Here is a 14,406-nt window from a genome sequence, read left to right on the forward strand (position 1 = left end):
TTCAAGTTATTGTCGTTTGTTTCCGGCACCGTAAGCGGAACGCCAAAGAAGAGGGGTGCACACTCTCCCCTCTTCTTCACATACTTATTAGCACTAGCTTTGGATGCATAACATTAAAGGAAGGTTAACTTAAGTCTACCCCTTTCCATCCTTTATAATACGGATCATCGTAACATCTGTGAGGCGAAATGAAGGCACCTTTAATGGAGTGCCTGTATGTGGTAAGTCCATGACCCGCGTCGTGGCGGTGATGTTGCAATGGATGGGAATGGAGATCGATTCCTGGTAAAGCATACAACAAGAAAATCCAGTAAAAAACTGGCTAATTACCTGTGATATACTATGTACAAAAATACTATCGACCGTGATGAAGGGGTTATTATGGACCATCATAGAATAATTGAACAAGCATTGATTCATATCGAAGAGAATTTAGAACAGTCTTTATCCGTGGCATCCGTTGCTCTTAATTTCAATATGTCTAAGTATTATTTTCACAGGCTCTTTTCCGCCATGATGGGCTGTTCTTTAAACCAGTATATTCTATCTAGAAGACTCAATGCTTCATTGTCATTTATCTACGATGATAATAGGTCGCTAACCGACATTGCCTATCAATTAAACTTTGGCACGCAAGCCTCATTCACCCGGGCTTTCAAACAACATTACGGAGTACCTCCACGTTCTCTAAGAACAGGACCCAAGATAGTCTCTCCGACTCCAATACCTACAGTAGTTAAAAGGCCATTCAAGAATATAAACGGCGATATTGTCACCGATTTTACCCTAACCGAGTTCAAGGAGACCCGAATAAGCGGGATTGCCTTTGAAGTCGATCTAGCCTCAGATGATTACAAGAAGAAAATTCGCTCTCATTCACAAATGCTATTGGATCATATTGATGAAACCATTCAAGGTACATGCTTTGTGATTTATTCAAACTGTCAACCGGATTCAACACGATTCAAGGTTCTGTTCGGAATCCCAAGTGACCTTCAAATTCATAAACCCTTTTATTTCACGGTTGATGTACCGACGATTTTTTGTGCCAAGTTTAACTATTTGGGTGACCTGCTTGATATTGGAGATGTTCTTAAAACAGATTACGCAAGATTCCTTAAGATTTCCAAGCAGGAGACCGGACAATCGGATATCGAACTTATTCAGGTTTTTGATGACGTCCACAATCTGGATTCAAGTTACCATATCTATGCACCTGTCAAGAAGCTCCCTGACGATTTGGAAATTTAACAGGATGCAGAGCAGCAAATCGCCAGAAGATCTATTCAATTCATCCATATGCGCAAGGTCTAAGACCTGTCCTGCCGAAACCTACCTGCGTTCCGACCAAAGAAAATATCCAAGCCATATGAGGGCTAATCCCATAGGTATCGCCAATGCCCGATCAATCGGGTGAGGAATGATTGCAGAAGCAAGAGTCACTACAGCAGCGAAGGCCAGAAGAATTGCCGCCAGGCGAGGCAAGACTCCGGCACGAAATGTGGCGATACCTAGCAACAGCCCTCCCAGCATATACAACACTCCTGCAATCGGCGCTAATATAGGAAAAATCCCCAGATTAACCTCGCTAACTGTACCTCCAAAGAGACCCACCATTCCCTCCACCAGCTTCGCAGCATCACTCGTCAACAGCGGCAAAACAAAAGCCTCGATGAAACTAAATACAATAGAGATTAGCCAGAACAGATTAAACAAAAGAAAGCCGACCAAGCCAAGCCACCCGGCTTCTTTCGCTTGCCTTATATAGACTCCCGTAATTCCGATCAGGCTAAAGAGCGACATAACCATAGTCAGACATGCAACCACTACCCAGAAGTCTGTGTTCACAGAAGAGATGTGGTCTATCGGGTGGATAAACTGAATGACCACATATAAAATACCTGCAATTATGGCCATAACACCCGCCCACCGGATGAGAATATTTACTGTTATTTTTGACTCACTTACCTTTTTATGCTCGATGTCCACATTGATTCCTCCATTTTTAAGAATAAATTAAATGATCGCCAAGGTTTTTCTTGTCATTACAGATTCGTGACTCCAACCATCCAGTGAGATTATTTCGAAAATCATCTTGCTCACCATACTCCTTTCTGCCTCTGTTTTGATGAGTATAACTTAACAAATATATCCTCCCATTACTTTTCAGATCTTGCTGTAACTAGCCAAGAGACCGTAAAGATCCTAAAAACAAAAAAAGGCGCCTCTTCGCAGAGGGCCTTGATCCCTTCAAAAAGGGCCAACCATTGTCACTTAATCATGTTGCCAATCTTCCCATTCGTGGACGGACAGATAACGCACATTAGCTTTAACGGCGGGCCTTGCCGCCGGGTCGTCGAAAGCGGCCCCTCCCAACAGGAATCGCAATCGGGAATTATTCCGTGCGGCTGTTTCGATCCACATCATAAGCTTGTCTACATAACGGGGGTCCGTAACAGAAACCGCGATGAACGACACCTGCTGTTTTTGTATAATCCCTTCCAGCTCCTTTAATGGAGTGTCGGGACCCGAGTACAATACATTCACGCCTCGTTTGCGTAAGAAAAGGCTGAACGACAACAGTCCCAGATGGTGACGCTCTCCTTCCGGGCAAAAAGCCAGCACAACCGGCAGGCTCGGATTGATAGGAAAAACCCGAAATAAAGCCGACAATCTCCGCATGATCGTCTCTGAAGCAAAATGCTCCTGAATTACGGTGATTTCCCCCGCTTCCCACTTCTCCCCGATCCGGTATAGAACAGGACCGAATATGCTTCGAAACGTTTCCTCCAAGTCATACAATGCAAACACGAGATCTATGGTTTGATCCGCTTGGGCAGAATTGAAATTGATTAAATCGGTGTATAGCTTCTCGATAAAAACGTCGTACGACTTACCGGTTACCGACTGTTCTGCGTCCTGTTCCGGAGGGACAGACTTTCTTTGCTGCAGCAGCAGTACCGCTTCGCTGATTTTCAAACCGTTTTCTTCAATTTGCTCTTTAAGAAAGCGGAGTCTGGCAAGATCCTCATCGCTTAACAGACGGTGTCCGCCGCTGCTTCGTTTGGGGGAGATGATCCCGTAACGATTCTCCCAGGCACGGATCTTGACTACCGAGATGCCTAGAAGCTCGGATGCCCTCTTCATACTATACATACTTCGTTCCCTCCTCCTTGTAATTATACATAAACGATACAAAATGAGGGAAGACTTCAATTGGCTTAAACGGCGGGAGTCTCGTCTGTTCCAAGGCACAATGAAAGTATTGCGAGGGATTACCGAACAATCAACCTAATCGTACCCAATTATGAACAATCGGCGAAAAAGTCCCGGCGCACCAATGGCGACCTGGTTCGGTCGCCATTCTTTATTCCCGATGTCTAAAGCTAACATAACATCGTTCAATTTTCCAACCCTCTATTGTCGAAAGATGTTGGCTGTCGTTACACTTTTATTTTACGGTCTTTCCATTTTACCGAATGCAGTACACGTGCCCGGAATAGGGAATATAGGTGTATGGCTATGAAAAATAAAAACAAAATCGGATAGATAATGAATATACCCCGACTGAAATTGCCGCACCTGCGAGCGAATAGCAGCGTTTGTAAGGCATACGCCCCATACAATAGGCCGCTAAACATCAAGGCAACGGGATTCATCGCCGCAAGGGATGAGATGAGCGCTCCCGTACTGATAAGACCGCCGGAAATCCAAATGATGACCATCAGCATGACGATCGGATGGGTGGATTTCGAACCAACCGCGAAGCTCTTGCACCAGCCTTCTACCAGGCTTTTCAAACCTTCCGGGTACATGCGGAAAGTGATTACACCGCTGCCGCCCAAACCATATACAGGAAAGTTTTTGTCCAGGAAAGCCTGTCCCAGTGCCAGATCATCGAGTACAGCTTCTTGGATTTTGTGATGGCCCCCTGTCAATAAGTAATCGTCTTTATTACATAAAATGCATGGGCCAAAAGAGCCCGCGGTTTTGAACCGAGACCCCCAAACGGTAAATACATTCATTCCGACAATCACAATAACGTTAAAAATAGCGGATAGGTTTTCATACAAACGATGGACGGTATGATAGGGCTGCAGGGATAAAATCCCTTTTGCGCCCATTCGTTGGTAGAAACCGAGTAACTTAAACAGGCTGTCTGCATCCGTGAGAGAAGTATCCGCATCCAGGAACAGAAGCCAATGACCTTTCGCGTGCTGCGCTCCGTGCCAACAGGCCGCAGATTTTCCTGATCCTGTTTCTACTGCTTGGTTGCGCAGAACCTTGGCACCGAAGCTTCTGGCAATCGTCGCCGTCCGATCGGTCGAATGATCGTCCACGACCAGAACCTCGAATGATTGGTAATGCTGCTCCTGTAAGGAACGCAGCAACGGTGAAATCCGGCCTGCTTCGTTTCTGGCAGGAATAATGATGGATAGCAGCGGAAAACGAGCAGGGTTGCTTGTCGCCGTAATAACCGGCAAAAACCAAAACATGATGACTCCAGCCAGAAGAGCCAGCAAACCAATCATAAGATTGATCCCTTCCGAAACGGACATTGTATCCCCCACCTCATTTCCCGGAATAGTCGAATATAGTTCCTTTATCGTCCTGCATCAATTCCTGTGCCGTGATTCTAGCCGATAACAGCACGATCGGAACACCCGCGCCCGGATGTGTGCTGCTGCCGGTAAAGTACAGACTGTCACAATGTTTGGCCTTGCTTTGCGGGCGCATATGGTTGCTTTGAGAAAGAATTGGCATCAGACCGAAAGTCGAGCCATTATAAGCATTGAACTTCGTCTTGAAGTCGATTGGCGTGATACAAGTTTCAGTGACGATTTCCTGTTCTATATTTTCAAACCCGCGTATCTTCTTTAATGTGTTTAGAATATAGGTTCGGTAATCCCGGATCGTTTCCTCATTCCATTCATAATTAGCCGCGGCTGCATGAGAAACCGGCATCAGGATGTACAAACCGTCTTTTCCTTCGGGAGCAAGCGATGCGTCCATTTTGGATGCCATATAGACATAAAACGACCCATTGGTCAGTTTGTTCCCGGCAAAAATGTCATGCAGGTTTTTTTTCAGATCCTCACTGAACATAAAATGATGAACATGCTCGATTTCCTCGTATTTTCTGTTCATGCCCAAATAAAGAAGAAAACAAGAGCAAGAGTACTTCATCTTATCGATTTTTTTATCCGTGAATTTCCCTTTCGTTGCTCGGTCATTCACTAAACTTTTCATGGCGTACGGAAAGTCCGCATTGCATACCACGAAATCCGCCGGGACTTTCTTCCCGTCTATGATGATGCCCGTCGCTTTACGGTTGTGAATGTCTATTTCCTGCACATTTTGGTTATAGTGAATGGTTCCGCCCAGTTCTTTGAAGAGCTTTTCCAACCCCTGAGCCATCGTATACATGCCGCCTTTAATAAACCATACGCCATACAAAAACTGTAGCATTGGAATCATGGTGTAAAACGATGGACTTTTAAAAGGCGATATACCGATATATAAGGTCTGAAAGCTGATCATCTGCTTTAGCCGTTCACTTTTTATATACTTGCTCATAAAATGATCGGCCGTATCGAACGTTTTCAGTTTCAAAGCTTTCCTCAGCATAGAGAAGTTATAGAAATCGCGAGATTTACGAAAGGGTCTTTGGATAATGTTGTGCTTGGCGACCATAAAGCGTTTATAAATTTCGTGCAGATAGAGAAAGAAGCCTTCCATATCCTCTTCGCTGATTTTTTCTATCGTCTTTGTCAATTCCACAAGATCGGAAGATATATCGTAAGGTTCGTTGGGGTTATCGCTGTAGTATACCCGGTACATCGGGTCCAATCTCTCCATAGGAATGTAATCATCCGGATTGCGGCCGCAAAGTTCGAATATTTCCCTGTATATTTCCGGCATCATGACGATCGTGGGCCCCAGATCGAATTTGTAGCCGCCCGTTTCGATTCGGTTCATTTTCCCGCCCGGCAAGCCCTCTTTCTCATAAATTTCGACCTGGTATCCGGCATGCTGCAATCTGATCGCGCTGGCAAGACCGGCAACGCCTGCGCCAATAACAATGACCTTCTTATTCATGGAATGCCCCCGTTCTTCTTTTATTCGTCCCTGATGTAATGGCATTGATGCGCCCGCGATTGTATCGCTGTACAATGATAAGCGGCAAGTTGAACATCCCTGCATAGAAGATCATGACCCAACCCACCCAGACCGGATTCCATATGAAAAATAAAGGAGCAGGCACCATAGACAGCCAGTGGGTCAGCTCCGCGCGTTTGGTTTCTGCGGCGAATACTTTCAATTCGCTTACCCGGGTCCCATGCAATCTCTTCTTGCCATAGCCTTTTTTGAGAATCGCTGTCCCGTCTATTAGTCGTCCTTTCCATTTCTTCACGAGAAAGAACTGCTGCCATAGCTTGCCGGATTTTTCCCATGCGAAAAGCCGAAACCAGACCGTGTCTTTCAGAAAAAATGACAAAGGAATTCTTAAGCAAATGATAGAGATAACGAGATGAAAAAATGCCCAAGCGAATATATCGATACTTACAATCCAAAGGTTAGGCAATGATATTGGCGGCACGGCAACCTCCTGAACGACTCACTCTTATTCCCTTACAACAACCATCTTCTAAACCTTCGCACGATCTGCATATCCCTATGGGAATATGGCGGAAATTTATCGGATACATGCAAGTAGCGCTCCGCTCTGTAATCCGTCTTCTCATAACTGAAAGCCAGAAAACCCGCTTTGCCATGATAGCTGCCATGTCCGCTGCGCCCAACACCGCCAAAAGCAACGTGGGGATTGGCGCCATGATGGATGACTTGATTGACGCTGACGGTTGTCGACCGCATGTAGTTTTCGACCATCTGAATGTGCTGCTTGTTTTTACTGAATAGATACGCGACCAGCGCATCACACTGAATCGTCTTGTGATCCAATAGGGATTCCAGTTCACGATAAGGGATGACAGGGAGAATAGGACCAAAAATCTCCTTCTCCCCGATAGAGCTTCCTGGTTGTATATCTGTTAATACGGTCGGGGCGATGAATAAATCGTCCGCATCATAGGCGCCCCCAAACCGAATTTTGCCCTGCGCGATAAATTGCAGCAGTTTTTGAAAGTGCCGGACATGGCAAATGCGAGCGTAGGCTTCACTTTCCCTGGGATTATCCCCATAAAACTTCATTAGCGTCGCGAAAATTTCCGATAGTGTTCTTTCATAGACCGATTCATGCACGAACAGCGTGTCCGGTGCAATACAGGTCTGGCCTGCGTTGAGAAATTTACCCCAGACGATTTCCCGAATGGCCTCGGGCGAAAAACCGGTTTCATCCATAATGCAGGCATTTTTACCGCCGAGTTCCAAGATGACGGGGGTAAGCTGATTTGCAGCCTGCTGCGATACGGCCTTTCCTGTCTCTTGGCTCCCTGTAAAAAAAATGAGATCAAATGGAAGGGCCGTTAATAGCTTGGCAACTTGCCTATCTCCTGTCGCGACCGTTAATACTTCGGGAGCAAACGTTTGGCCGACAACCTGGCGCAGCAGTTCGCTTGTGGCCGGTGCGTATTCCGATGGTTTGATCACGCAGCGGTTGCCCGCTGCGATCGCGCTAATGGCCGGCATCAATGCGAGCTGCAGCGGATAGTTCCATGGGCTGATGATGAGAACGCTGCCGTACGGACTTCTCTTTGTGCGAATCGCTTCTATGTAACCGAATTTGAACTGGATGGAACGCCCCGGTCTCGACCATTTTCTCATCGACTTGCACACATGCTCAATCTCGTTCAACAGTAGTGCAATTTCAAAAGAAAAGGCTTCAAAAGCGGGCCTTTTCATATCGGAAACAAGCGCTTTTATGAATGCCTCTTCATGCTCGATTAGCATCTGTTTCATCCGCAAAAGCGTTTTCTTGCGCTCTTTCACTGTAGGGACAGCACTGTGGAGTATAGCTTCCTGTTGCTTCTCCACTAATGCACGTAACGCAGCACTCTCTTGGTCACCCAAGGTCCTCATCCCTTTGCACGATTTTATCCCGCACCTGCTGCCCGCTTAACGCAACCATCGGCATACCGCCACCCGGGTTTACCGTTCCGCCGACAAAGTACAGATTGTCATAGCGCATACTCTGCTTTGGATGCTTAAACCCTTTATTTTTTTTGCGATCGGATAAGGTGCCGTATATGGCTCCGCGGTCGGATCCATAGACCCTTTTAATATCTTCGGGAGTCCATACATCTTGGGTCACGATATGGCTGCGTAAATCGTCCAGCCCCATTCTTTCCAGTTTGCTCAGAACCAACTCGGTAAAATGATCGTAGTCTTGCTGCGTAAACGGATTATCTTGAATATAGGGGATATGGGGCAACACTTTTAAATTTTCGTGTCCTTCGCGCGTCTGAGAGGGGTCTGTTTTGTTCACATTCACCAGATAAATGATCGGGTCATCCGGCAGTTCATGACGATGAAATATTTTATTCATTTGCCGCTTCATGTCTTCCGCAAAGAAAAAATTATGATGAGCCAGCTGCGGATAACTTTTCTTCACGCCCAAGTGCAGGACAAGTCCCGAACTTGCCGGTTCAAATTTCTTTTTTAATTTATGGATAAAAGGCTTCTCTTCCTGCAGCAGCTTCTCATAGAACGGGATGACTTCCATATTGGATACGTAGTAGTCTGCCGACAGCTCTGTCCCGTCTTCTAATAAGGCGCCGGTAATTTGGCCATTCTTCTTGTGGAGCTGGACAATTCGTTTGCCGGTGTGAATCGACACCCCTGCCTCCTCCGCCAGCCTTACCAATCCGCTGGCGAGCAGATGCATCCCGCCGGGGACATACCATAAGCCTTGCTTATGCTGCATGTAGATCATCATATTCAATACGGCCGGCGCATCATAAGGAGAAGACCCGACGTATTTAATGAAATAGGAGAGCATGTCCCTCAGGTCCCGATTGCTTATTCGTTTCGCAATAGACTTATGTACGGTGGAGAACAGGTCGAAGTTCATCAAAGCGTTGAACACGCCGTTATATCGTGCAATATCTTTCGTATTGTCGGCACCATGCTTAAAGTATCCTTGCTCCGTCATCTCGTACAGCTTTTGGGAGTATTGGAGCAAGTTCTTATATTCGGCCATATCCTGCTCATTCAGCGAGGGATTCTTCGCTGCCATATCTTCGATATCTTCATAGAGGTCGATTCTATTGCCATTCGGGAAAAAAGATCGCCACTGGTGGTTCAGTTTTATGGCAGGGACGTACTCAGCCATTTTTTTACCGCTTGCGGCAAACATTTTTTCAAAAATTTGCGGCATCGTCAGGATGGAGGGGCCAAGATCAAAGCCAAAGCCGTCTTGCTCCAGCCGATTCAGTTTACCGCCTATATGATGGTTCTGTTCGTATAAGGAAACGCGATAGCCGCTTTGTCTCAAGGATATGGCAGCGGATAGGCCGCCAAGCCCGCCGCCGATAATCAAGACGCTTTTCTTATTCGCCAATTCAAACAACACCTTTCAGCAATTTAGGAACAGGTTCCAATAGCAGCTCTGATCTTGGTCATTTTTTCCTTGGATATATAGTTGCGCATGGAGATACAGTCATAATCGTTGCCTCGGACAGCATCCAATATGCCTCTGTACACGCCCGCAGACAGAGAGAGCGGCAGCCTGCTGTCCATGTCAAAGAGGTGGATGCTCCTGTAAAATTGGTCGTATAAGGATTCTGCGTGTTTAGCCAGCCTCTCCCATAAGTTGACAAAATTCTCGTTAATGTGGCCATGATACAAATCGGCCTGCGTGTACTGAAAGCGCTTCATTTCTTCTTCGGGCAAATAAATGCGTTGCTTCTTATGAAAATCTTCGCCGACGTCACGCAGAATATTTGTTATTTGCATGGCGATGCCCAGCTCAATCACTGATGGACGCAAACCGGCGGAAGGCTTAGAAGCCAGGATCGGCAACAGCATCAAACCTACTGAGCCAGCAACATAATAACTGTAGCTTTCAAGCTCATCCATGGTTTTCGGAATGGAAAAATTCAAATCCATCAACTGTCCCGTCAGTTGGTCGTAGAATGGTTGAATGTCCATCTCATAGTCGGTAAAGACTCTTCTGAGCGCGCGCCATAGGGGGTGATCCGCCTCCGCCCGATCTCTGAATAAATCGAGCTCTTGTTTTAGCCGCTGCAGTGACTCGAGCTTTTCCGTATGCGGTTGGCTTGAATCCGCACAATCGTCCGCAGTTCTGCAAAAAGCATAGATGGCATACACGGCATTGGCTTTTTCCAGAGGAAGTTGCGAAAAAGCGTAATAAAAGCTTTTGGAATGCTGCTTGATTATCGTTTTGCAATAAGCAAAATCCGCTTGCATTTGCTCTGTATCCATGACAACCCTCCTAACCCTGTGGGTACATGTATTCTTTCAATCTGCAGCGGTCGGCGAATTCGGTACAACTCAACGGCTTCATTCGAACGGAACAAGGCCGCTGGTTTCCCTAAGGGCTAATGCTTTGGATGCCTGAAGCCCGTTGTATAGACCTTCGCTGCCGATTTAAAAATGCCGGGCAATATGGAACATACCTCCTTAATACGATGTTTTGTATAGGTTTTGTCTAGATTATAATTAATAATAGCTAATTTTGTATAAGTTGTCCAACGCTAAAGAATCACCCTCAAGGCTATTGTGATGAAGCATAAGATCACGAATGGCAGTGCTGGCCGTTATACGCAATATGGGCTGGAGGAAGTCAGAATCGTGAATCCGCAAGGGAGAACAGGGTATTGTTTACTTGGAACAGAGTTTGTGAGTTCGGTGATAAAGCGAAAGGAATAGGATAAATGAGGAGAACTAGCCGGAGTCGATTCTAGCAGGCATTCTACTGTTAGGCTCCGTGGAGCAGCATGACGCTGTGACCGAGCTTATGGAAATGGTGACGGGGTGTATTACTAATCCATCGGCCTTGCCGAAGCCTAAGCGCAGTAATTGGCAAGGGGATATGGAAGATTATGCGTAACGAAAAGGAGAACGCCTGTGATGTGGTTTTTCTCATCGGAACTATTCCTTTAATTCACAAGCTATTTGGTGATAAAAAAGGGCTCGATGCATGACATCATAGCCCAGTTCGTCTAGTCAATATAACAAAAAAGATTGAGGTGCTCGAAAATTGCTATCCTGCATGGTCTCCTTATTAAGTATGGAGTCCGGGAACAGTCGGGTTTGGAACTCCGGAATAGAGGGAACATGCTTTAAGGATTTCTACAGCACGAGCTCTGTGCCGGATGTAGATTCCTTGGCAGATCGGTGAATGAAACCATATTTCAGGAAAAGGTTGACCCATGCCTCATGTTTTTCAAATTCAGTAACCCAAATTCCTTCTACGCCACTGCTAATTGCAACATCTAAGGCTCTTTTAATAAAACGTTCTCCTAACTTAGTTCCATGCGGATTTACTTTCATACCTATCTTTAATACGGTCACCGCCCTTGCTGCAATGGCAAGTTTTATGAAAAATACCGCTCTTTCGAATATTATTCTCAACCATCATTGATCGCTGTCACTGGGTCACTAAGGACAGGCTGTCTAAACGATCCATCAGTTGACGCAGGCTCGCTTTATCCGCGGCATGAAGCCGGACATCCTCTCCAAGCAACTTGTCGACCTGTTCTCTTGTAAACGTAAAGCTATAAGCTGTGCCATCATATTGACCCGTGTTGTCAACAATCGAATGGGTGATATGATCGACGTTATCAATCAGGCTGAAGAGCAGAATCGAATTGCGATAGAAAGCTTCATCGCTGATTGCTCCCTCTTTCATCACACCAGCAGAGTCATTCATTATATAATTAATGGTCAATCCATAAGGCGGAGCTTTCGTTTGAAGTTCAATGTCTTTGACTTCCAAGCCTATTGGCTTGGGCGTTCCACCGATAAGGCCGCCAACCTTGATATGATTACCCACGTACAGTGTTTTGTTCTTCATAAGTTTATCCACAGCATCTTCCGATTGCACAGGCTGCGACGATTGCTGTAAAGGCTTAGGATTGGCTGTACATCCTATTACCAAGGCTGCAATAACGAGCAAAGAGAATGCGACCATCCAGGAAGAGGGCTGACGATACGCGAGAATATTTTTAATTCTTGCCTTAACATTACTCTCTCCAAAGGCAAGCGGGCTACCCTTTAGTAAACCGCTTCTGCTTACTGAAAGAGAAAGCAGGGAGGCGGAGTAGCTTCCTTTAATCTGGTGGCCCATCTTCTTCACGACACTTTCATCGCAGGACATTTCCATGTCTTTACTCATGAGCGCATAAGATAGCCACATCAGCGGATTAAACCAATGGATGATAAGCATCATGAATGCAAAAGGCTTGATCAGATAATCTCGTCTCCTAATATGAATTCGCTCATGCAGTAAAATGTAAGCCAGCTCATGCTCGCTCATTCCGGTCGGAATGTATATTTTCGGCTTCACAAAACCGCAAACAAAGGGTGTAGCAATCTGGTCAGTCTCAAAAATATTATCCTTGACGAGGGTTGCAGTCCGGACTCTGTCCAGTATTCTCAAGTACGATAGGACGCTGTAAAGAAGGAGAATTGCTGCACCTGTCAGCCAAATCATACTTCCGGTCCACAATATGATTTGGATCGGATTTGCACTTGCCATCGGTGCAGCAGCTGGAAGGGATGTATTTACAAAGTTTCTTATCCCGCTAATACCAGCATCCATAACAGGCTTCAGCTGCATCCCGATATCCTGCGGTACATACTCCATGACGCCTGTACCAGCTTTGACCTGAGGCTGTACCAGTCGTAATATACTGAAGCTTGAAGTGAAACTAACGGGGATGACCAGCCTGACGATTACGGCCGACCATAGGATATAGGAGAATATTTTAGGAGCACGCCTCAGAAGAAATCTCGCCATGATAACTGCAATTGCCACGTAACTTGCCGTAATACTCATATTAAGGACAGTAACAAATAGATTCGTCATCTGGTTGCCTCCTCAATAATCCTCTTCAACTCTTCAGCCTCCTTCTCAGACAATTTTTTCTCGCCCAGAAAGGCGGTTAAAAACTGCGGCAAAGACCCATTGAAAGCTTTATCTACAACTGTCTGGCTCTCGTATTTCTGAGCCTCTGTTTTCTTTATGATAGCGGTGACCGTTGCTTCCTCGTTCCTAAGAATTCCCCGTTCACACAGCTTTCTTAGCACGGTATAGGTCGTGGACTTCTTCCAGCCAAGCTTTTGCAGGCTTAACTTTACAAGATCAGTAGAATTAATGGGTTCATTATCCCATATCAGACATGCGAATTTATATTCGGCGTCGAACAATTTGTAGGGTTCCATTCTGTTTCTCCTTTATGAGTTTATTGCAGTAAACCTTATGCTTATGAGTCTATTGCAGTAAACCTCTCTTGTCAAGAGTCGGACTTTGTGAAGCGACCTTACCCGTATGCAAATAGAAAAGGGTACCTCAGTGAGGCAATCCTAAAATATTTGCAAAAAAACCTTCAAAACCACTATAAAAGTGGATCTAAAGGTTCTTTTTTAACCCAATATCACATAAAAAGTGGGGACTGAATTTTCTTAAAACGACTTTTGAGACAGCCCCTTTTATAAATAGGAGAAATCAAGATCCGGTGCGGCGGCCGTTAAAACAATCTACTCCTTGTTGCGTAAGCACATTCCTTTCAAGTACGCCGTCAAGCTTTCAATGTTCATTTGGACATGCCGGTTATTTCCCTCCAGCTTGCTGATCATGATCCCGCCTTGCATAACCGATAGCGTGAAGGTTGCTAATGCATCGATATCAAGATTCTCTTTAAACTCACCGGATTGAACGCCTTCCGAGATGATCCTTTTCATGATGCCGAGCGTGCTTTCCAGCCCCCGCCGGGCTACTTCACGCAGAACCGGATGACTGTCATCGCTCTCGGTTGCCAAGTTGAGCAAGGGACAGCCGCCTATAAAAGGGGGAGCTTCGACGACGTTCTCATACACCTGCAGATAAACGAGCAGCTTGCCCATCGCAGTTGATTCTTTATCGAGCGCCGCTTTGATTTTATGACCCACGATACTCCCTGCATATCGATAAGCCTCAACGGCGATTTCATCCTTACTGTTAAAATAGCGGTAAATGCCGCCTTTCTTGATACCCGTTAACGCGGTAATATCCGACAAGGAGGAGCCTGCATAGCCCTTCTGGTTAAACAACTCGGCAGACTTCGCGATAATATGTTTGCGGGTGTTTTCTCCCTTTACTATTGCCAATCCCCCCTTAATGACATGCGGAATGATTCTTTTCATTATATCATATGAAAATTTGCTTTCGATAAACGATCACATATGTTATATTTAAAAAAATACCGATCGGTATCTTTTTAA

At 45.6% G+C, this 14,406-nt stretch carries 13 protein-coding genes; 1 reads left to right on the forward strand and 12 read right to left on the reverse strand.

Annotated features, from left to right (window positions below; all coding sequences use genetic code 11):
• Window positions 1-381 precede the first annotated feature (381 nt).
• Window positions 382-1,251 (forward strand): helix-turn-helix transcriptional regulator, encoded by an 870-nt coding sequence (locus EDM21_RS14275; protein WP_157336382.1) that lies wholly within the window; start codon window positions 382-384, stop codon window positions 1,249-1,251.
• Between the two features lie 81 nt (window positions 1,252-1,332).
• Here EDM21_RS14275 and EDM21_RS14280 read toward each other — a convergent pair whose 3' ends face one another.
• From EDM21_RS14280 to EDM21_RS14335, 12 genes are all read right to left on the reverse strand, one after another.
• Entirely contained in the window at window positions 1,333-1,989 is a 657-nt protein-coding gene (locus EDM21_RS14280) for a hypothetical protein (protein WP_166542011.1), read from the reverse strand.
• A 285-nt stretch (window positions 1,990-2,274) separates the two neighbouring features.
• Window positions 2,275-3,156 (reverse strand): MerR family transcriptional regulator, encoded by an 882-nt coding sequence (locus EDM21_RS14285; RefSeq protein WP_157336384.1) that lies wholly within the window; start codon window positions 3,154-3,156, stop codon window positions 2,275-2,277.
• A gap of 287 nt (window positions 3,157-3,443) precedes the next feature.
• The gene (locus EDM21_RS14290) at window positions 3,444-4,559 is read right to left on the reverse strand and encodes a glycosyltransferase family 2 protein (protein ID WP_157336385.1); all 1,116 of its coding nucleotides are present in this window, start codon (window positions 4,557-4,559) and stop codon (window positions 3,444-3,446) included.
• 13 nt (window positions 4,560-4,572) lie between these two features.
• The gene (locus EDM21_RS14295; protein WP_157336387.1) at window positions 4,573-6,099 is read right to left on the reverse strand and encodes a phytoene desaturase family protein; all 1,527 of its coding nucleotides are present in this window, start codon (window positions 6,097-6,099) and stop codon (window positions 4,573-4,575) included.
• The gene (locus EDM21_RS14300; protein WP_166542012.1) at window positions 6,092-6,601 is read right to left on the reverse strand and encodes a glycosyl-4,4'-diaponeurosporenoate acyltransferase CrtO family protein; all 510 of its coding nucleotides are present in this window, start codon (window positions 6,599-6,601) and stop codon (window positions 6,092-6,094) included. Before EDM21_RS14300 ends, EDM21_RS14295 begins: the two co-directional genes overlap by 8 nt.
• Before the next feature lie 32 nt (window positions 6,602-6,633).
• Window positions 6,634-8,031, reverse strand: coding sequence for an aldehyde dehydrogenase family protein (locus tag EDM21_RS14305; protein ID WP_157336388.1), 1,398 nt, complete (start codon window positions 8,029-8,031; stop codon window positions 6,634-6,636).
• Entirely contained in the window at window positions 8,024-9,520 is a 1,497-nt protein-coding gene (locus EDM21_RS14310) for a phytoene desaturase family protein (protein ID WP_157336389.1), read from the reverse strand. The genes EDM21_RS14305 and EDM21_RS14310 overlap by 8 nt, the downstream gene beginning before the upstream one ends.
• A gap of 23 nt (window positions 9,521-9,543) precedes the next feature.
• Complete coding sequence (locus EDM21_RS14315) at window positions 9,544-10,404, reverse strand: phytoene/squalene synthase family protein (protein WP_157336390.1); 861 nt, start codon at window positions 10,402-10,404, stop codon at window positions 9,544-9,546.
• 870 nt (window positions 10,405-11,274) lie between these two features.
• On the reverse strand, window positions 11,275-11,556 hold the full coding sequence (locus tag EDM21_RS14320; protein WP_157336392.1) for a hypothetical protein: 282 nt from the start codon (window positions 11,554-11,556) through the stop codon (window positions 11,275-11,277).
• 16 nt (window positions 11,557-11,572) lie between these two features.
• On the reverse strand, window positions 11,573-13,012 hold the full coding sequence (locus tag EDM21_RS14325; protein WP_157336393.1) for a M56 family metallopeptidase: 1,440 nt from the start codon (window positions 13,010-13,012) through the stop codon (window positions 11,573-11,575).
• On the reverse strand, window positions 13,009-13,368 hold the full coding sequence (locus tag EDM21_RS14330; protein ID WP_157336394.1) for a BlaI/MecI/CopY family transcriptional regulator: 360 nt from the start codon (window positions 13,366-13,368) through the stop codon (window positions 13,009-13,011). The genes EDM21_RS14325 and EDM21_RS14330 overlap by 4 nt, the downstream gene beginning before the upstream one ends.
• A 315-nt stretch (window positions 13,369-13,683) precedes the next feature.
• Window positions 13,684-14,292, reverse strand: coding sequence for a TetR/AcrR family transcriptional regulator (locus EDM21_RS14335; protein ID WP_235918189.1), 609 nt, complete (start codon window positions 14,290-14,292; stop codon window positions 13,684-13,686).
• Window positions 14,293-14,406 lie beyond the last annotated feature (114 nt).

Origin of the sequence: Paenibacillus lutrae (assembly GCF_009757775.1) — a bacterium.
Lineage (GTDB): Bacteria > Bacillota > Bacilli > Paenibacillales > NBRC-103111 > Paenibacillus_F > Paenibacillus_F lutrae.

Excerpts from the sequence above, each read along its gene's own strand:
- EDM21_RS14275 (WP_157336382.1), top strand. The coding sequence starts at position 382 with ATGGACCATCATAGAATAATTGAACAAGCATTGATTCATATCGAAGAG.
- EDM21_RS14285 (WP_157336384.1), bottom strand. The coding sequence starts at position 3,156 with ATGTATAGTATGAAGAGGGCATCCGAGCTTCTAGGCATCTCGGTAGTC.
- EDM21_RS14290 (WP_157336385.1), bottom strand. The coding sequence starts at position 4,559 with ATGTCCGTTTCGGAAGGGATCAATCTTATGATTGGTTTGCTGGCTCTT.
- EDM21_RS14295 (WP_157336387.1), bottom strand. The coding sequence starts at position 6,099 with ATGAATAAGAAGGTCATTGTTATTGGCGCAGGCGTTGCCGGTCTTGCC.
- EDM21_RS14315 (WP_157336390.1), bottom strand. The coding sequence starts at position 10,404 with ATGGATACAGAGCAAATGCAAGCGGATTTTGCTTATTGCAAAACGATA.
- EDM21_RS14325 (WP_157336393.1), bottom strand. The coding sequence starts at position 13,012 with ATGACGAATCTATTTGTTACTGTCCTTAATATGAGTATTACGGCAAGT.
- EDM21_RS14330 (WP_157336394.1), bottom strand. The coding sequence starts at position 13,368 with ATGGAACCCTACAAATTGTTCGACGCCGAATATAAATTCGCATGTCTG.